The organism is Methylophilus sp. 5 (assembly GCF_000515275.1).
Classification (GTDB): Bacteria; Pseudomonadota; Gammaproteobacteria; order Burkholderiales; family Methylophilaceae; genus Methylophilus.
The window spans coordinates 1,478,625-1,498,105 of sequence record NZ_KI911560.1 but is presented as its reverse complement, the minus strand read 5'-3'; the positions used below and the strand labels follow the sequence as shown (position 1 = coordinate 1,498,105).

General features: G+C 52.3%; 12 protein-coding genes. 7 read left to right on the top strand and 5 right to left on the bottom strand.

The features are described from left to right. Positions 1-158 precede the first annotated feature (158 nt). The gene (locus METH5_RS0106995) at positions 159-2,324 is read right to left on the bottom strand and encodes an adenosylcobalamin-dependent ribonucleoside-diphosphate reductase (RefSeq protein WP_029147833.1); all 2,166 of its coding nucleotides are present in this window, start codon (positions 2,322-2,324) and stop codon (positions 159-161) included. A 374-nt stretch (positions 2,325-2,698) separates the two neighbouring features. On the opposite strand from METH5_RS0106995, the gene waaA reads away from it, so the two are divergent. Then, entirely contained in the window at positions 2,699-3,964 is a 1,266-nt protein-coding gene (waaA, locus tag METH5_RS0106990) for a lipid IV(A) 3-deoxy-D-manno-octulosonic acid transferase (protein WP_198290686.1), read from the top strand. Between the two features lie 724 nt (positions 3,965-4,688). On the opposite strand, the gene metH is transcribed toward waaA, so the two are convergent. Further along, a complete protein-coding gene (gene metH, locus METH5_RS0106985) occupies positions 4,689-8,495 on the bottom strand; it encodes a methionine synthase (RefSeq protein WP_029147831.1) in 3,807 nt (1,268 codons plus the stop codon). 68 nt (positions 8,496-8,563) lie between these two features. After that, positions 8,564-9,217: a DUF2490 domain-containing protein gene (locus tag METH5_RS0106980; RefSeq protein ID WP_232410974.1), complete on the bottom strand. Its 654-nt coding sequence runs from the start codon at positions 9,215-9,217 to the stop codon at positions 8,564-8,566. A 132-nt stretch (positions 9,218-9,349) separates the two neighbouring features. Between METH5_RS0106980 and METH5_RS0106975 the strand changes: the two genes are divergently transcribed. The 6 genes from METH5_RS0106975 to METH5_RS0106950 all read left to right on the top strand — a co-directional run bounded on the left by METH5_RS0106975 (position 9,350) and on the right by METH5_RS0106950 (position 17,741). Beyond that, on the top strand, positions 9,350-9,718 hold the full coding sequence (locus tag METH5_RS0106975) for a CidA/LrgA family protein (protein ID WP_029147829.1): 369 nt from the start codon (positions 9,350-9,352) through the stop codon (positions 9,716-9,718). Then, a complete protein-coding gene (locus METH5_RS0106970; protein WP_029147828.1) occupies positions 9,711-10,451 on the top strand; it encodes an LrgB family protein in 741 nt (246 codons plus the stop codon). Before METH5_RS0106975 ends, METH5_RS0106970 begins: the two co-directional genes overlap by 8 nt. Before the next feature lie 987 nt (positions 10,452-11,438). Beyond that, positions 11,439-11,768: a hypothetical protein gene (locus tag METH5_RS0106965; RefSeq protein ID WP_029147827.1), complete on the top strand. Its 330-nt coding sequence runs from the start codon at positions 11,439-11,441 to the stop codon at positions 11,766-11,768. A gap of 232 nt (positions 11,769-12,000) precedes the next feature. Further along, positions 12,001-13,083 (top strand): efflux RND transporter periplasmic adaptor subunit, encoded by a 1,083-nt coding sequence (locus METH5_RS0106960; RefSeq protein WP_029147826.1) that lies wholly within the window; start codon positions 12,001-12,003, stop codon positions 13,081-13,083. Between the two features lie 19 nt (positions 13,084-13,102). Next, on the top strand, positions 13,103-16,291 hold the full coding sequence (locus tag METH5_RS0106955) for an efflux RND transporter permease subunit (RefSeq protein WP_029147825.1): 3,189 nt from the start codon (positions 13,103-13,105) through the stop codon (positions 16,289-16,291). Next, the gene (locus METH5_RS0106950) at positions 16,281-17,741 is read left to right on the top strand and encodes a TolC family protein (RefSeq protein WP_029147824.1); all 1,461 of its coding nucleotides are present in this window, start codon (positions 16,281-16,283) and stop codon (positions 17,739-17,741) included. The genes METH5_RS0106955 and METH5_RS0106950 overlap by 11 nt, the downstream gene beginning before the upstream one ends. Positions 17,742-17,842: 101 nt before the next feature. On the opposite strand, the gene METH5_RS0106945 is transcribed toward METH5_RS0106950, so the two are convergent. Together METH5_RS0106945 and METH5_RS0106940 are read right to left on the bottom strand one after the other, a co-directional pair. Then, positions 17,843-18,214 carry a DUF4186 domain-containing protein gene (locus METH5_RS0106945; RefSeq protein ID WP_029147823.1) on the bottom strand — a complete coding sequence of 124 codons (372 nt, stop codon included), beginning with the start codon at positions 18,212-18,214 and terminating at the stop codon, positions 17,843-17,845. 5 nt (positions 18,215-18,219) lie between these two features. After that, entirely contained in the window at positions 18,220-19,452 is a 1,233-nt protein-coding gene (locus tag METH5_RS0106940) for an MFS transporter (protein WP_029147822.1), read from the bottom strand. Between the last annotated feature and the right edge of the window lie 29 nt (positions 19,453-19,481).

The following is a 19,481-nucleotide window of genomic DNA, read 5'->3' as shown; positions in this document are numbered from 1 at the left end:
ATTCAATATGCTAACGTCATCCAAAATTCTGGATGGTTGCCGTTACGAGCGATGCCAGTGCCAGGTGAAAAGCGGTTTTAAACCGAAGTGTACAAGCGAGTACATGAGGATTTAAAACTGCTTTTTAACGCCGCAATGGCGAGCGCAGTCGGCAAACACTAGAATTTTCCGTAGTAGCCTTCTTTAAACGCGTCGAATAAATTGGCCGCCGTGTGAATCTCACCGTCGTACTCAATCTCTTCGTTGCCTTTGGCTTCAATCTCGGTGCCATCTTCCAGCGTAAACTTGTAGGTGGTGCTCTCTAAATCTTTCTCGGTCACCAACACGCCCTGGAACGCCTCAGGGTTGAAACGGAAGGTCGTGCAGCCTTTGAGGCCTTTGTCATAGGCGTAGAGATAAATGTTCTTGAAATCTTCAAAGTCGTAATCGGTCGGCACATTGATGGTTTTGGAGATGGAGCTATCAATCCATTTTTGGGCAGCGGCCTGAATATCCACGTGGGCTTTGGCCATGATGGTGGATGAATCGAGGAAGTAGTCTGGCAATTGCTCTTCTGGCTTGTCGCTGAAAGGCATGGCGTTGGCATTCACCAGCTCACGGTAGGCCAGCAGCTCGTAGCTGAATACGTCGACTTTCTCTTTAGATTTTTTGCCTTCACGAATCACATTACGCGCATAGTGGTGGGCAAAGCTCGGCTCGATACCGTTGCTGGCGTTGTTGGCCAGACTGAGTGAAATCGTACCGGTTGGCGCGATAGAGCTATGGTGGGTAAAGCGCACGCCTTTGGTGGCGATCTGGTTACGCAAGCCTTCTGGGAACTGCTGCATGTAGCGGCTGTATTTACCCAGCAACACTTTACCGGCCAGTTTTTGGCCAACCTTGATGCCATCAGCCGCCATTTCCGGGCGCACGCGCAGCATGTCAGCGGTGACTTCAAACTTTTCGTCCATGATCGGTGCCGGGCCTTTTTCTTCGGCCAGTTGCACGCCGACTTCCCAGCCCACTTCGGCCATGACGCGGGTCACTTCTTCGGTGAATTTGATCGAGTCTTCATCACCGTATTTCATTTTGAGCATGGTCAGTGTAGAACCCAAGCCTAAATAGCCCATGCCGTGACGGCGTTTGCGGGCGATTTCTTGGCGTTGTTGCTCTAATGGCAAACCGTTAATTTCGACCACGTTATCCAGCATGCGGGTGAACACGGCAACCACCTTGTGATATTCATCCCAGTCAAAAGCGGCTTGATCGGTAAATGGCTCACGCACAAACTTGGTCAGATTGACTGAGCCCAGCAAACAAGCGCCGTAAGGGGGCAATGGTTGCTCGCCGCAAGGGTTGGTGGCGCGGATGTTTTCGCAGAACCAGTTGTTGTTCATTTCGTTGACGCGGTCGATCAGGATAAAGCCTGGCTCCGCAAAGTCGTAGGTGGAGGACATGATCACGTCCCACAGACGGCGCGCTTTGATGGTTTTGTAGATACGGCAAGCCACTTTACCGGCTTCTGGGCCATCGAGCTTGGTCAGGTATTTTTGCTTAACCGGCCAGTCGCGCCACACCACTTGTGACTCGTCATTCACATTCAGGCCATCAATAATGGCTTCTTTCTCTGTGACCGGGAACGCCAAACGCCACTCGTCATCGGCTTTTACTGCCTCCATAAACTCTTTGGTAATCAGGCAGCTCAGGTTGAACTGGCGCAAACGGCCGTTTTCACGCTTGGCTTTGATAAAGTCAGTCACGTCTGGATGCGAAATATCAAACGTCGCCATTTGTGCGCCGCGACGGCCACCGGCAGACGAGACGGTGAAACACATTTTGTCGTAGATATCCATAAACGACAGCGGGCCGGAAGTGTAAGCACCCGCGCCAGCGACAAACGCGCCTTTGGGACGCAGGGTAGAAAACTCATAACCAATACCGCAACCGGCTTTGAGGGTCAGGCCAGCTTCGTGCACTTTGCCCAAAATATCGTCCATGCTGTCTTCAACCACGCCTGAGACAGTACAGTTAATGGTAGAAGTGGCTGGCTTGTGCTCTTGCGCACCGGCGTTGGAGGTAATGCGGCCGGCCGGAATCGCACCGCGGCGCAATGCCCACAAAAACTTTTCGTGCCATTCGGCTCTTTTGGCCTCGGTGGTCTCGACGTCAGCCAATGCGCGCGCGACGCGGCTGTAAGAATCGTCCATGTCCTGGTCTACATGCTCACCAGATTTTGTTTTCAGGCGATATTTTTTATCCCAGATATCGAGTGAAACAGGTTGCACCGGGATTTCCACGGCGGCCTCCTCTGAATGGACTTTCTTTTGTTCAACAGCTTTCAGCATCGAGTTCTCCCACCTTTGGTGATTCTTATTAATTGATAACGCGCTGTGAACCGGAAAAACGCCTGCGGCTGACAACGCGTTAGAACAAAGATTGGCTTGAAACAAGCGTTTGCACGCTTATGTTGCCGCACGCTATGGATTGAGATGCGGCTTCAGCCAAACACAACATCTTGTGTTGCTGGCAGTAATTTATGCCTATACTTTGTTGACGTCAATTGATTTTTTACGCCTTTTTTTGGTGCGTGTAGCTTGCATTTTGTTAATCACTTTAACTATAAGGCCCCTGGCATAGGTGAGTCATCACTCTCGTGTTTTGCATGCATTTGATTGGTGCACTCAGGCGACATCACACGCAAATATGCGAGAATAGCGCCATGCCAAAATTCGTTTATTCGCTGCTGATGTTTGCCGTGGCCGCCCTGCTGCCACTCAAGCTATTCTGGCGCGGCCTCAAGCAACCCGAATACCGCCAGCATGTGGGTGAGCGCTATGGTTTTTATACGCAAGTTGTTAAAGCGCCCGTCATCTGGATACACTGCGTCTCGGTAGGTGAAACGCGCGCCACACAGCCGTTAATACAAGCCTTACTGGCGCACTACCCCAGCCGCCAACTGCTGATTACACACGGCACCCCGACGGGTCGCGATACCAGCAGCCAGTTGTTTCAGCCAAAAATTGCCAGTGGTCGTGTACTGCAAGCCTATTTACCCGTAGACACGCCAGGCGCGGCCAAGCGCTTTCTCACTCACTTTAAACCAGAGTTAGGCTTGTTAATGGAAACCGAGCTGTGGTTTCATTTAATTAACCAGGCCACGCGGCTGAGTATCCCCATGGCACTGCTCAGCGCGCGCCTGTCAGCAAAGTCAGCCGCAGGCTATACCAAACTGGGCAGCCTGACCCGCACCGGCTTGCAACAACTGTCACTGGTCGCCGCACAAACGGCCGCCGATGCCGAGCGCCTGCAAGCACTGGGGGCACAACACCCCATCATCTGCGGCAACCTCAAGTTTGATGTCACGCCGCCAGCGGATAGCGCTGCCAAAGGCGCTGAATTGCGCCAGTTGCTAGGCGCACAACGCACCGTGTTTATGGCGGCGAGTACGCGTGAGGGTGAAGAATCATTAATCCTCGACGCCGTGCAAGGCGCGGATGTGCTCACCCTGTTAGTGCCGCGCCACCCGCAACGCTTTGCCGAGGTTGAGTCACTACTCAAGGCACGCGGCTTGCGTTATGTATTGCGTACAGAACTGGTGCAACCTTTGAATAAAGACGTGCAGGTAGTGCTGGGCAATAGCATGGGTGAGATGTACACCTATTATGCGGCCAGTGACTTTGCCGTGATGGGCGGCAGTTTGCAGCCGCTGGGTGGGCAAAACCTGATTGAAGCGGCGGCCATGGGCGTGCCGACGATATTAGGGCCACATATGTTTAACTTTGCGCAGGTGACGCAAGCGGCGGTGATGGCAGATGCGGCGGTGCAACTAAGCGATGTGGCGGAGCTGCATGGCATGATTGCTACCTTGGCGGCGGATAGAAGCAAAGTGCGAACGATGTCGCAAGCAGCGAAGGGGTTTACATTGCAGCATAGAGGGACAACGGAGAGATTGATGGCAGCGATAGCGCCATTGTTGAAAAGGTAATTCTTTGAGCGCACAGTCACTGGAGCACTCAATCAAGTTTTTGCTCAGTTGCGGCATTTTGTTTCGCCTTGTTGGCGAGTCACTTTCTGGTGCTTGTCCCCCAGAAAGTAACCAAAGAGGACGACACCCAGCCATCACGGCCTTCGGCTCCCTTGCGTTGCTCAACAAAATAAGCCGGTCACGAAACTCGCCCTAGCAGCTTGCACACACCGCAAGCTGCTGCGGAGCTCAAACAGTCGCTCCCTCTACTCTTATTTTGTCTCCGCTACTCAGCGTGATGGGATGGGATTCTTCTCACTTAACTAGCTGATTCGAAGTTTGGAAGGTTAGAAAAAGAAATTCTTTTTATTCAATTCGCTAACGGTTGCAGTCGCATGGTGTTCGGGGTCCCCATCTGCCGCGCCGAGCAACGCAGGATTGGCGGGAGTTGTCGGCCATCGGCTGTCCGAATCCCGCAGCAGCTCACGCTTTGTGTGAGCTGCCAGGTTGAGTTTCGATGGACGCCCGACAAGCCGAGTAGCGCAAGGATGAAGCGGAAGCTGGGGTGCACTTTCTTTTGGTTACTTGTTCTTTGTGCAAGCAAAGAAAAGTAACTCGCTGAAAAAGCGAAAGAATACGTCAAATCAACCTGCCAATATCACACCTCCAAACAATTACCTTCATGATCACTCAAACAAAAAAGGCGCACCTCTCAGTACGCCTTTTTAACTCAATCAAAAACCCATCAACCCAGGTTAGGCGCTAACCAGCGCTCCAACCAATCTTTCTCCACATCACGCCGTTTCGCCATATCTTCCAACTGGTCATTACCAATTTTATCCACACTAAAATACCTGGACTCAGGATGCGCAAAATAGAAGCCGCTCACTGCTGCCGCTGGCAGCATGGCGTAACTGTCTGTGAGCTGCATGTCAATTTCGGTGGCTTGCAACACCTCAAACATCTGCTCTTTCACCGTGTGATCGGGGCAAGCCGGATACCCTGGTGCCGGGCGAATACCCTGATATTGCTCTTTAATCAGCGCATCTTTATCTAAGGCTTCGCTGGCGGCATAGCCCCATAAGTCTTGCCGCACGCGCTCGTGCATGTATTCGGCAAAGGCTTCGGCCAGGCGGTCCGCCAGTGACTTGAACATGATGGCGTTGTAGTCATCGTGATTTTTTTCAAAGTCAGCCAGGCGTTTTTCCATGCCCAATCCGGCGGTGACGGCAAACAGGCCGATGTAATCATCTATAGTTTCACTTCTCGATGGCCCTTTTGGTGCAATAAAGTCAGCCAGGCACTGGTTAGGGCGGGCCACACCGTCGATCACCGGTTTTTGGGTTTGCTGGCGCATGCCGTACCAGGTGAGTGCGACCTGGCTGCGGGTGTCGTCGGTATAGATTTCAATGTCATCCTGATTGACCTGGTTGGCGGGCAATAGCGCAATGACGCCATTGGCGCTTAACCAACGGCCATCCACCATGCGTTTGAGCATCACCTGCGCTTCGGCAAACACTTTGGTCGCAGCGTCACCAACCACTTCGTCTTTTAAAATCGCCGGGTAAAAACCGGCCAGGTCCCAGGTCTGGAAAAACGGACCCCAGTCTATGTATTGCGCGATCAAGGCTAAATCAATATTTTTAAACACGCGACGGCCGATAAACTTAGGCTTCACCGGCGCTTTATCGCCAGTGAACTCTACTTTTGCGGCATTGGCGCGTGCATCGGCCAGGCTCAGCATGGGCACGCCTTTTTTATTGGCATGCTGGTGGCGGGCTTTTTCGTAATCGGCCTGAATCTCGGCCAGGTAAGCCCCGCGTGTTTCTGGCGTGAGCAGGTTTTGCATCACACTCACTGAGCGCGAGGCATCGGGCACGTAAATCACCGGGCCTTGGTAATTAGGCGCAATTTTCACGGCAGTGTGCGCGCGTGAAGTGGTGGCGCCACCAATCAGCAACGGCGTTTGGTTTTCGACAAAGTGCGGGTCGCGCTGCATCTCTTTGGCGATATAAGCCATTTCTTCAAGCGACGGCGTAATCAGGCCACTGAGGCCGATAATGTCAGCATTTTCAGCTTTGGCCATGGCCAGAATCTCGGCCGCGGGCACCATCACGCCCATATTCACCACCTCAAAGTTGTTGCACTGCAACACCACCGACACGATGTTTTTGCCGATGTCATGCACGTCGCCTTTTACGGTGGCGATCACCACTTTGCCTTTTGGCTTGGCGACCAGGCCGGTGCGGCGCTCTTCGGCGGCTTTTTCTTCCTCAATAAACGGGATCAAGTGCGCCACAGCGGACTTCATCACGCGCGCCGACTTTACCACCTGCGGCAAAAACATCTTGCCCTGGCCAAACAGGTCACCGACCACGTTCATGCCGTCCATCAGCGGGCCTTCAATGACGTGAATCGGGCGGCCGCCGTTATTCATAATGTCAGCACGCACCTCTTCGGTGTCGGCCACAATAAAGTCGGTAATACCATGCACCAGCGCATATTCGAGTCGCTTACCAGGGGGCACCGGCGCCTCTGGCGTGCCGCGCCAAGCCAAGGTGGCTTCCTGTTTTTTACCACCGGCGACCAGTGTTCCGGCAATCTCGATCATGCGTTCGGTGGCCGCTAAAGGATTTTCCGGGTCGACCACGCGGTTGAGCACCACGTCTTCGACCCGCTCGCGCAACTCAGGGGCAATATCGTCATAGACGCCGACCATGCCCGCGTTAACGATACCCATCGTCATGCCGGCCTGAATGGCGTGGTAGAGAAACACGGTGTGAATGGCTTCACGCGCAGGCTCGTTGCCGCGGAAGCTGAAACTCACATTGGACACCCCGCCGGAAATACGGGCATAGGGCAGGTTTTGCTTGATCCAGCGCGTGGCTTCGATAAAGTCCACCGCGTAGTTGTTGTGTTCTTCAATGCCGGTGGCCACGGCAAAAATATTGGGGTCAAAAATAATGTCTTCTGGCGGAAAACCGTGCCCCACCAACAAATCGTAAGCGCGTTTGCAAATCTCGGTTTTGCGCGCATAGGTATCGGCCTGACCGGTTTCGTCAAACGCCATCACTACCACGGCCGCACCATAGCGTTGGCACAATTTGGCCTGCCGTAAAAACTCGGTTTCGCCCTCTTTCATCGAAATCGAGTTAACAATGGCCTTGCCTTGCACGCACTTTAGCCCGGCCTCAATCACCGCCCATTTTGAGGAGTCGATCATGATAGGCACGCGAGCGATGTCAGGCTCAGAGGCAACTAGGTTGAGGAAATGCGTCATCGCCTTGACCGCATCCAGCATGCCTTCGTCCATGTTGATGTCGATGACCTGCGCGCCGTTTTCTACCTGCTGACGCGCCACACTCAGCGCTTCTTCGTATTGCTCGTTGATAATCATGCGCGCAAACGCTTTAGAGCCGGTGACGTTGGTGCGCTCACCCACGTTTACATAGAGCGAGCTTTCATCAATGATAAAAGGCTCCAGGCCAGAGAGCTTGGTGGTGACCGGCAGAGTTGGCACCTGGCGTGGCGGCAGCGCTTTAATTGCGGTGTAAATGGCGTTGATATGGTCGGGCGTGGTGCCGCAGCAACCACCGGCAATATTGATAAAGCCACTATCGGCGAATTCTTTCACCAGGCTGGAGGTCACGTCTGGCGTTTCGTCAAAGCCGGTGTCAGACATAGGGTTAGGCAACCCGGCGTTGGGGTAAATGCAGACAAAGGTATCAGCGACTTTGCTGAGCTCTTCAGCATAGGGACGCATGAGTGTGGCCCCGAGCGCACAGTTGAGGCCAACCGTCAGTGGTTTAACATGGCGCACCGAGTGCCAAAAAGCAGTCACGGTTTGGCCTGAAAGAATACGGCCCGAGGCATCCGTCACCGTGCCAGAAATCATGATGGGCCAGGTTTTGCCTTGCTCGTCGAAGAAAGTCTCAATGGCAAACAAAGCGGCTTTACAGTTGAGCGTATCAAAAATGGTTTCCACCATCAAAATGTCAGCGCCACCATCAACCAGGCCGCGAATTTGCTCTAAATAAGAGGTGACCAATTGGTCAAAGCTCACATTACGCGCCGCCGGGTCGTTTACATCGGGCGAAATTGAGGCGGTTTTTGGCGTCGGGCCGAGGGCGCCCGCGACAAAGCGCGGCTTGTCTGGTGTGCTGTACTTCACGCACGCGGCCTTGGCCAGTTTGGCCGATTCCACGTTCATCTCATACACCAGATGCGCCATGTGGTAATCGTCTTGCGCCACACTGGTGGCACCAAAGGTATTGGTTTCAATCAGGTCAGCGCCTGCTGCCAGATACTTTTCGTGGATTTCTTGAATGACGTGCGGCTGCGTGAGCGTTAACAGCTCGTTATTGCCTTTAACGAACAACTCACGCTCGCCCGCTGGGCCTTGAAAGTCTTTGAAACGCGCACCGCGATAATCGGCCTCGGTCAGCTTGTATTGCTGAATCATGGTCCCCATCGCGCCATCCAGAATCAGGATGCGCTGTGAAAGCGCCTCACGTAACCATTGTTCAGTGGCGGAGATGGGCAGTTGCGGCATGCGTATCAACTTGAAAACAAAAGCGTTATTTTATCACAAGGCACTCCGCCACCCGGCAACGCATGCAGTTAGAAGTTAAAGCGTACCGTGGTCATCAACACATGATTTTCGCGATCGACCGTGCGCGTATTAATAAACTGGTGCAGATAGCCGGTTTCTACATTAGAAAAATCACTAAATTTCCAATTAGCGCCAATAAAAAAGCGGTTTTGGTCGATGCCGCGTTGTGCGCCCCACTCGGTCTGATTCAGGTTAACAAACAGCTCATCAAACATCACCAGCGATAATTTTGGATGCACCGGCAATGGCGTAGTCACACGCACCATTTGCCGCAAGCGATGCCCCACATCCTGAAAGTCTTCACGCCGCCGCTGCTCTAGGCGTGTGCGGCTGGTCAAGGTCACACTGGCGACTTCATCGAACTGATATTGAAACTGCTGCCACAGGCGGTTTTCGCGCTGCGACGACTGGCTGGGCGGATGGCTGATAATGGTGTCGTAGCCTAACCAAACGCTGGTTTTCGGGTTGAACTTGTAAAACACCGATGGCCGCAAAATCAACTGGTCAAAATGCTGGCCTTCGTTGCGCCAGCGCGGATGCGTGTCCATGCTCCAGTAAAAGTTGTCGGCGGGCAATTTGCCCTGGGTATAGAGACTAAACCAGTAACGGCCATCCTCTTCGGTGTCAGCTACCGCTTGCGATAAGCCACCAAGGACGAACATGAACAAAACACGGCTCAAAAAAATATGGCTGAATCGGAAAAATGACATTAACATCGCGGCATTCTATGTATCAATAATTCCAGGCACAAATATGGGCGGTATACCGCTCGCCTGGGCATCTGAGGGGACTGCATGATATCAGGTTTGGTTCAACTCTTTTTATGGCAGGGCCTGGGCGAGCTGCTGAGTAAATTCTTTTTACCCGGCATTCCGGGGCCGGTGCTAGGCCTATTGTTGTTACTGGCTTTTTTATGTTTAAGAAAACAGGTAGATAGCGACTTGGCACTGGTGGCAGATAGCTTTCGCCAGCACCTGGGCTTGCTGTTTGTGCCTGCGTCGGTGGGCGTATTGCTGTTTTTACCTGAGTTGCAAACACATGCGTTAGCGGTGAGCACCGCCTTAATCGTGAGCGTGATTCTCACCATTGCGGTGACAGCACTGGTACTTAAAGTGTTTTGGTATTTTTCACTCAAGCGCAGTAAAGGCCATCGCCATGAATAAGCGCATCCCGATTTCAGAGATCTGGGTCTACCTGTCTGGCGACCCGCTGTTCGCATTGATTATTACGCTGGCGACTTACCAGCTGGGCTACCTGCTTTATGTGCGTGCCAAGCGCAACCCGCTGGTTAACCCGGTAGCGATTTCGGTGATACTGACCTGCCTGGCCATAGAACTGCTAGACATGCCATATGAAAAATATTTTGAAGGTGCGCAATTTGTGCACTTTTTGCTGGGCACAGCAACAGTGGCGCTGGCCGTGCCTATTTACAATGGCTTTAAGCGCATGCAAGGCAAGATTTTTCACATTTGGGTCGCGCTCACAGCAGGCAGCACAGTGTCTATTGTGAGTGCAGTGGTCATTGCCAAGCTGATGGGCGCAAGTGACAACATTGTCGGCAGCATGTATGCAAAATCGGTCACGGCGCCGATTGCGATGGGCATTGCCGAACGGCTCAATGTGTCACCGACACTGACAGCGGTGTTTACCGTGATTACCGGCATGCTGGGGGCAATTTTGGCGCCCTACATCTTAAATAGCGTGAAAGTGCAGCAATGGTGGATACGTGGCACAGCCATTGGCGTGGGCGCGCATGGGCTGGGCATTACGCGTGCGTTTAGCGTCAATGAAGAAGCTGGTGTATTTGCCAGCATGGCCATGGGCTTGAACGGAGTGATTAGCGCGATCGGCTTGCCTATCGTGTTGACTTATTTACGGCCACATCTGGGGTTTTAGCCATACTGAAACCGAGCCTGTATTAAACAGCTTGAGCTGCTCATAAAACATTCTTTTTCGCCTTGTTGGCGAGTCACTTTCTGGTGCTTGTCCTTAAGACAAGTAACCAAAGAGGACGACACCCAGCCATCACGGCCTTCGGCTCCCTTGCGTTGCTCAACAAAATAAGCCGGTCACGAAACTCGCCCTGACAAGCCACACACTTCGTGGCTTGTTGCGGAGCTCAGACAGTCGCTCCCTCTACTCTTATTTTGTCTCCGCTACTCAGCGTGATGAATGGGATTTATCTCGCCAAACTCACGGCGTACAAGTTTGAACGGCTCAAAAACTCAATTCTTTTTTAATTCAACGCACTAAGAGTTGCAGTCGCATGGTGTTCGGGGTCCCCATCTGCCGCGCCGAGCAACGCAGGATTGGCGGGGGCCTTCGGCAAGCAACTGTTTGAGCTCCGTAGGAGCGAGTTTTTGATTGACGCCCGACAAGCCGAGTAGCACAGGGGACAAGCGGAAGCTGGGGTGCACTTTCTTTTGGTTACTTATTCTTTGGGCAAGCAAAGAAAAGTAACTCGCCGAAAAGGCGAAAAGCAACATCACAAACAACCACAACCGCGTGAGCATCGATGCCCCCCCCCGACGATGACTTCTTTGGTTGCTTATCCTAAGGACAAGCACCAGAAAATAACTCTCCGACAAGGCAAAAAAGGAAGTGACCATCTCCAAAACAGCGCAAACCAACGCACCAACTTGGTGCACTCAAAACTGACAGCCAGCTTACAAACGCCGCTTTTCTTAGAACTACGGCTGATTGCGTATTGTCATTCGCTATGTAAAAGCGTTTAATGTAAGCAATGTAAAGAGCATTTACGATAATATATTTTGGCGGTGTCGATGTTAACCTGCCAGCCATACAATGAATAAATATTCCGCCCAAGGCGATACAACACAAACACCACTACAGAATTGACGTTTTATTTCCGTTAACTGACTTATGCATAAACATCTGAACACCGCCGCGTTGCAACTCAGACTGTGGGTCGTCACAGTGCTGTTGGCTATGCTCGGCTTTGCATTGGTCGCAGAGTTTTCTGACCACTCCAGCTACAGTGACGACACGGTGCGTGTGCGTGTCGCCGAAGTGATCGAATACACAGGCGACGGTGAAACACCGTTCACACCGATTACCCCGTTAATTTCCCCGCCCGTAAGCGTGTCTGTTGCTTGCGTGATTCTATTTGCGTTACTGGCGATGCCTCGCCGTCGCGTGATCCCGCGCCCGGTGTTTGTACGCCACCTGCACTCACGCGCACCACCCGTCTAGCCATAGGTGTCATCGCGTTTGCGCCCTGCACAACGCCGCTGATCGCCACTCTCCTCCTCGTTGTTACCAGTATATCTCCCAGCGTCCACTCAGGACGGAGCCTAGGCTAGCGGTTGTGGTTTGCAACAAGAAAGGATAGTCTGACGATCAAGACAGGCCACCTGCAGTAAAGCCTTCGCCAACCACCTGTTTTTGCAAGTATTTCTCTTCACTTTTAAGATAAGAACACACTATGATTAAACAGAACTTAATCGTTTTAGGCTTGCTTGGCACGTTGCTCAGCGCTTGTCATCAAGAAGAGGCGCACGAAGAAGCGCCGCCAAAACTCGAAGTCACCACCCCTTGGCACAAAGACACCATGATTACCAAGGAATATGTCTGCCAGATTCATGCCATCCAGCATATTGAATTACGTGCGCTGGAACGTGGTTATTTGCAGGACGTGTTTGCCGGGGAAGGCCAAGTGGTCAAGCAGGGGCAACCGATGTTCAAGATCATGCCTAACGTTTACCAGGTCGATTTATTAAAAGCACAGGCTGAAGCCAAAACGGTGCAAATCGAATATGAAAACACCAAGGCGCTGGCCGAGAAAAACATCGTCTCGCAAAACGAGCTGGCGCTGGGCAAAGCCAAACTGGACAAAGCCAATGCCGAGGTACAGTTGGCACAAACTCACCTCAACTTTACCAATATCAACGCGCCGTTTACCGGCATCATGGACCACCTGCTAGTGCGTAAAGGCAGTTTGCTGGATGAAGGTGATTTGCTGACCACACTGTCTGACAACAGCCGCATGTGGGTCTACTTTAACGTGCCAGAAGCAGAGTATCTGGACTTTAAAATTCATCAAAAAAATGAAAAAGGCGTGCCGGTGAAACTACGTATGGCTAACGGTGCATTGTTTGACCAAGCCGGGGCGATTGAAACGGTAGAAGCCGACTTTGACAACAAAACCGGCAACATCGAATTTCGGGCCGACTTTCCTAACCCGCATAGCTTGTTGCGCCACGGCGAAACCGGCACCATTTTGCTTGAGGTGCCCTACCCTAACGCGATGTTAATTCCGCAAAAAGCCACTTTTGAAGTGCTGGATAAAACCTTTGTTTATGTGGTGAACAAAGACCACAAGATAGAGCAACGCATGATACAGATTGGCGCCGAACTGCCACATTTGTTTATTGTGAAGTCTGGTCTCAAAGACACCGACACCGTGTTGCTGGAAGGCTTGCGCCGCGTTAAAAACGGACAAAAAATCGACACCGAGTACAAAGCACCTGAAAAAGTCGTTCCTGAGCTGGAACTGTACGCAGAATAACCATTAAGGTGAAAAAAACATGTTAAACATCTTCCTCAGACGACCGGTGATGGCGATTGTGCTCTCGCTGGTGATGATTTTCCTTGGGTTTCTGTCGATCAAAACCCTGCCAATTTCGCAGTTCCCCGAAATCGCGCCGCCACGCGTGATTGTAACGCTGGCTTTTCCAGGCTCGAGTGCCGACGTATTGGTGCAGTCTTCACTGATTTCTATCGAGCGCGCCATCAACGGTGTGCCAGGCATGAAATACATCGTGTCTGACGCCACCAGTGCTGGTGAAGCCACGATACAGGTGATTTTTGACTTGGGCGTAGACCCTAACGCCGCCATGGTGCTGGTAAAAACCCGGCTGGACCAGGTGATGAGCAAGCTACCGCCGCTGGTGCAGTTAGAGGGCGTGATCGTTAACACGGTACAGCCGAGCATGCTGATGTATGTGAACTTGTACAGTAAAGATAAAAACGCCGACGAGAAGTTTTTGTTTAACTACGTCAACGTCAGCGTGATTCCTGAAATTCAACGCGTGCATGGGATTGCACAGGCACAAAACCTGGGTAGCCGCCAATTCGCCATGCGTATCTGGCTTAACCCTGAGCGTATGCGCGCCTACAAGGTATCCAGTAAAGAGGTGATGGATGCGATCAGCAGCCAGAGTGTGATTGGCCGCCCAGGTCGTCTGGGCCAAAGCTCGGGCATTTATGCGCAATCAAAAGAGTATGTGCTGGTCTACAAAGGCCGTTATAACAAGCCTGAAGAGTATGGCAACATTATTATCCGCGCCGACTCTAACGGCGAAATTTTGCACCTGCGAGACATTGCCAAGGTTGAGCTGGGTAGTGAGTTTTTTGATATTTACTCCAACAAAGACGGCTACCCATCTGCTGCGATTGTGCTCAAGCAAAACTACGGCACCAACGCCAGCGAGGTGATTGCTGACGTTAAAGTCAAGATGGAAGAGCTGAAGCAAAGCTTTCCGGCCGGTATGGATTATGAAATCAATTATGACGTGTCCAAGTTTCTGGATGCCTCGATTGAAAAAGTGATTCACACGCTGGCCGAAGCGTTTGTACTGGTGGCGCTGGTGGTGTTTATTTTCCTAGGCGACTGGCGCTCGACGCTGATCCCGACGCTGGCGGTGCCTATTTCGCTGATTGGTGCTTTCTTTGTGATGAAAGCGTTTGGGTTGAGCATCAACCTGGTCACGCTGTTTGCGCTGGTACTCGCCATTGGCGTGGTGGTGGATGACGCCATCGTGGTGGTGGAAGCTGTGCATGCCAAGATGGCCTCTGACCATGTCGGCCCCTACAAAGCGGTGCAACGCGTACTGGGTGAAATCGGTGGTGCGATTGTGGCCATTACACTGTTAATGACCTCGGTTTTTATCCCGATCACCTTTATGCCGGGCCCGGTGGGTGTGTTTTACCGCCAGTTCGCCATTACCATGGCCTCTTCCATCGTGCTGTCCGGTATCGTCGCGCTGACATTAACACCGGTGCTGTGCGCGATGATTCTCAAAGACACACATGGCCAACCTAAACGCAAAACACCCATCTCAGTGTTTCTGGATGGTTTTAACTGGGTGTTTGAAAAAGTCACTGGCCGCTATACCAACTTTTTAGAAAAAGTGGTCACGCTGCGCACGGTGACCTTTGTGGTGCTGGCGCTGTTTTCAGCCGGGATTGTCTATGTCGACAAAATCTTGCCAGCCGGGTTTATTCCTGGTGAAGACCAGGGCATGATTTACGCCATTATTCAAACGCCACCGGGCTCAACGCTGGAAACCACCAACAAGGTCGCGCGGCACCTGCAAACGCTGGCCAAACAAGTAGAGGGCGTGGAGTCTGTGTCGTCACTGGCGGGCTATGAAGTGCTGACTGAAGGGCGTGGCTCCAACGCGGGTACATGTATTATCAACCTCAAAGACTGGTCTGAGCGTAAGCAATCGGTGAAGCAGATCATTGAAGAGCTGGAAGAAAAAACCAAGAACTTTGGCGCGGTAGTTGAGTACTTTCAACCACCAGCCGTGCCGGGTTATGGTGCCGCGTCTGGCCTGTCATTGCGCTTGCTGGATAAAACCACCAGCGCTGATTACTACGTGTTCGACAAAATCAACAAAGAGTTCATGCAAAACCTGGGCAAGCGCAAAGAGCTCACTGGCTTGTTCACGTTTTATGCGGCTAACTATCCGCAGTATGAGTTGGTGATCGACAACCAGTTGGCGATGCAGAAAAAAGTCTCTATTGAAGATGCCATGAACAACCTGGATATTCTGATTGGTAGTACTTACGAGCAAGGCTTTATCCGCTTTAATAACTTCTTCAAGGTTTATACCCAGGCCGGGCCTGAGTTCCGCCGCTATCCAAGTGACGTACTGAACTACTTCGTTAAAAACGAAGATGGTGAAATGGTGCCCTACTCGGCATTTATGACCATGAAGAAGCGTCAGGGCCCAAACGAGATCACCCGTTACAACCTGTACAACTCGGCGGCGATTCGTGCTGAACCGGCGCCTGGCTACACGACGGAATCAGCCATTAATGCAGTGAAAGAAGTGGCACATGCCACCCTGCCTAAAGGCTACGACATTGCCTGGGAAGGCCTCTCATACGACGAAGAAAAACGCGGCAATGAAGCGCTGATGATCTTTATCGTGGTGCTGGTGTTTGTGTACATGGTGCTGGCGGCACAGTATGAAAGCTTTATTTTGCCGTTTGCGGTGATTCTGTCGCTGCCTGCCGGTATTTTTGGCTCGCTGTTTCTGCTCAAGATACTGGGGCTCGCCAATGATATTTACGCGCAGGTTGGCCTGATTATGCTGATTGGCCTGCTGGGTAAAAACGCCGTGTTGATCGTGGAATTTGCCGTGCAAAAACATGGCCAGGGCATGTCTATCCGCGATGCAGCGATTGAAGGTGCTAAAACCCGTTTCCGCCCTATTTTGATGACCTCGTTCGCCTTTATTGCTGGCCTGATTCCATTAGTGATCGCCACCGGTGCAGGTGCCGTCGGCAACCGCACCATCGGTACGTCAGCCATGGGCGGCATGCTGTTCGGCACCATCTTTGGTGTGATCGTGATTCCCGGCTTGTACTACATTTTTGGTACGCTGGCCGATGGTAAATCCATGATCCGTAAAGAGGAAACTGAACCTCTGACCGAGACCTACAAATACAACTCCCATCAGGATGATGATGAAGATGAAGAATAAGCATTTAACATGGATGGTGGCCGGGGCAGTGTCGTTGATGCTGCAATCGTGCGCGATTCCGCTGATTACCAGCAAACAGGCTGACACCACGCTGCCTACGCAATACCAGGAGTCTGTTGCCCCGGCGGGCAACAGCGCCAGCCTCAAATGGCAGGACTTTTTTGATGACCAGCACCTGGTCACGCTGATTGATACGGCAGTGAACAACAACAAGGAAATTCATATCATGGCGCAACGGATTAGCGTTGCCCAGAATGAAATCCAGGCACGTAAAGGGGAATATTTACCGTTTGTCGGTATCGGCGCCAGCGCCGATAAAGAGAAAGTCGGCAAATATACCCGCAATGGTGCCGTTGAAGAAAATCTGGACATCAAAGAAGGTCGCTCTAACCCAAGGTTTCTCGGCAACTACCAGTTTGGGCTGGTCGCGTCGTGGGAGCTCGACGTGTGGAAAAAGCTGCGCAATGCCACCAAGGTGGCGGTCATGGAGTATATGGCCACCATTGAGGGCAAAAACTTTTTGGTCACCAACCTGGTGGCCGAAGTGGCGCACGCCTATTACGAGCTGATTGCGCTTGATAACGAACTGCAAACATTGGATCAGAACATTCAGATTCAGCAAAACGCGTTATCGGTGGTGAAAGAATTGCAGCAATATGCACGGGCCAACTCCTTGGCGGTGAAACGGTTTGATGCCGAGGTGAAAAAGAACCAGAGCCGTCAGTATGTGCTGAAACAAAGCATTGTCGAGACCGAAAACCGCATCAACTATCTGCTGGGGAGAACACCGCAGCCGATTCAACGCGCCTCGGCTGACTTTATGGCCATGCAGAACAAAGTGATGCAAACTGGTGTGCCATCTGAACTACTATCCAATCGCCCGGACATTCGCCAGGCGGAGCTTGAACTCTCAGCGGCCAAGCTGAATATTGATGTGGCCAAGGCCAACTTTTACCCGTCGTTCTCGATTCGGGCAGGCTTGGGCTTTCAGGCGTTTGATCCTAAATACCTGCTGAATATTCCAGCCTCGGTGATGGCGTCATTTGGCGGCGAGCTGGTGGCACCACTCATCAACCGAAACGCGATTGAAGCACAGTACAAAAGTGCCAATGCCGTGCAGATTCAAGCGGCCTATGACTACGAGCAAAAAATCATCAATGCCTATATGGAAGTGGCTAACCAGGTTTCCAATATCGACAACCTGGATAAAAACTACCAGCTGAAAAACAAGCAAGTGGAGGCATTGACGCAGTCGATTGACGTCGCTAACCAGCTGTTTAAAGCCGCGCGCGCTGACTATATGGAAGTATTGCTCACGCAACGTGACGCACTGGATGCAAAAATGGAGCTGATAGAAACCAAGCAGCAGCAAGTGGCCGCGGTGGTAGATTTGTATCGCTCGCTGGGCGGCGGCTGGCAAACGCCTGATGCAACGACTACCAAGCAGTAAGCACGTTTAATCAGCAAGCATAGCCACACTAAAAGAGAGAAGTGCCGTTGGCCTTCTCTCTTTTTACGTCTATTTTTCACATCCATTGTTTACAGCGCTGGTTAATGTTCCGCGTCGGGCGCAGGCAGATAGGCCATCAACCAGTGCTCAATCACCACCACGATATAGGCCTGTTCTTCCAATGTGAGTGCCCGACCCTCGGCCATGCGGTGCCACTTATTTAAACAGCCCCGGCAACAAGTAGCGGTGGCGTGTTGTGCCACAAATACCGGGTGGCCACGCATCGGTGTTTGCTGGCCATCATTGGCAACCACGGCTGGCGCCAGGCGCTGGGCAATAAACTGTTCGGCATGGTCCAAAACAGTGGGTAGGCCTTTTTGTTGCAGATAGTGCAGGTCTTTGGCGTTTAAGCGGAAGCCAGTACGGAAGGTGGAGCGTTGCAGGGCTTGAAACAACGACTCCAGATCACGCATGGTATTTAATGCAACTGTGAGAGATGCAGGTCGCGCAGCTTGGGCGCTTTGATGGCAGTGACACCCACCACGGCAATGGTCATACAACCGCCAAACACCACCGACGGCACCAGCCCCATCAGCCTGGCGGTGAGGCCGGATTCAAACGCGCCTAACTCATTGGACGAGCCGATAAAAATACCGTTGATGGCTGACACACGGCCGCGCATATTGTCTGGTGTGGCCAATTGCAAAATGGTTTGCCGCAAGATCACCGATACGGCGTCCATCATGCCGGAAATGGCGAGGATGACAATCGCCAGCCAGTAGGTGCTACAGAGGCCAAACGCAATCATACACACCCCAAACCCGGCCACCGCCAGCAACAGCCAGCGGCCACTATGCTGATGAATCGGATGCTTTGCCAGCCAAAGGCTGGTGACGATCGCCCCCACGGCGGGTGCCGCACGCAACACGCCCAGCCCTTCGGGACCCATTTGGTAAATGTCATGCACAAACGCGGGCAGCATGGCCACCGTGCCGCCAAACAACACGGCAAACATATCGAGCAATTGCGCGCCAAGCACAACCTGTGTGCGCCGCACAAAGCGCAAGCCCTCACCGATGCTGGCAAATACTTTCATGGGTGCATGGTTGTGATGCTCTTTGACGCGCAAAGTGGTTGCGGCAATCGCCGCCGCCAATGCCAAGAGTGCAGACAAACCATACGCCATCGATTTGTCGGCAAAACCAATCAGCAAGCCGCCAATGGCTGGCCCCACAATCAGGCCAATCTGGAACATAGAACTGCCAATGCCAGAGGCTTTAGCGATTGAAGCACGCGGGATAATTAAGGCAAACAGCGTGTTATAGCTAGGCGAAATCAATGCGCGCGCAAAACCAGTGAGCGCGACTGTGCCATAAATCCACCAGGCCGCTTGCGGCGAAGGATGCTGGGTAATAAGCACCAGCAGCCCGGCATTTAATGCCAGAAATAATGCGGAAACGACAGCAAACCCCCGCCGCGAAAAATAATGGTCCACCGCATGCCCGGCAAACAGCGCACTGCCCATATAGGGGATCACCTCGGCCAAACCGATCAAGCCTAGCGACCACGGGTCGTGGGTGAGCTCATAAATATGCCAGCCAATGGCCACCATCATCATTTGATACGAAAGCACCATCAAAATACGATAAGACAGCAACTTGGGGAACGCATAGCCCTGATGGGCAAGAATCTGACGGACGGATAAAGACATGGCTGCATTATACGCTATCAGCACCAGCC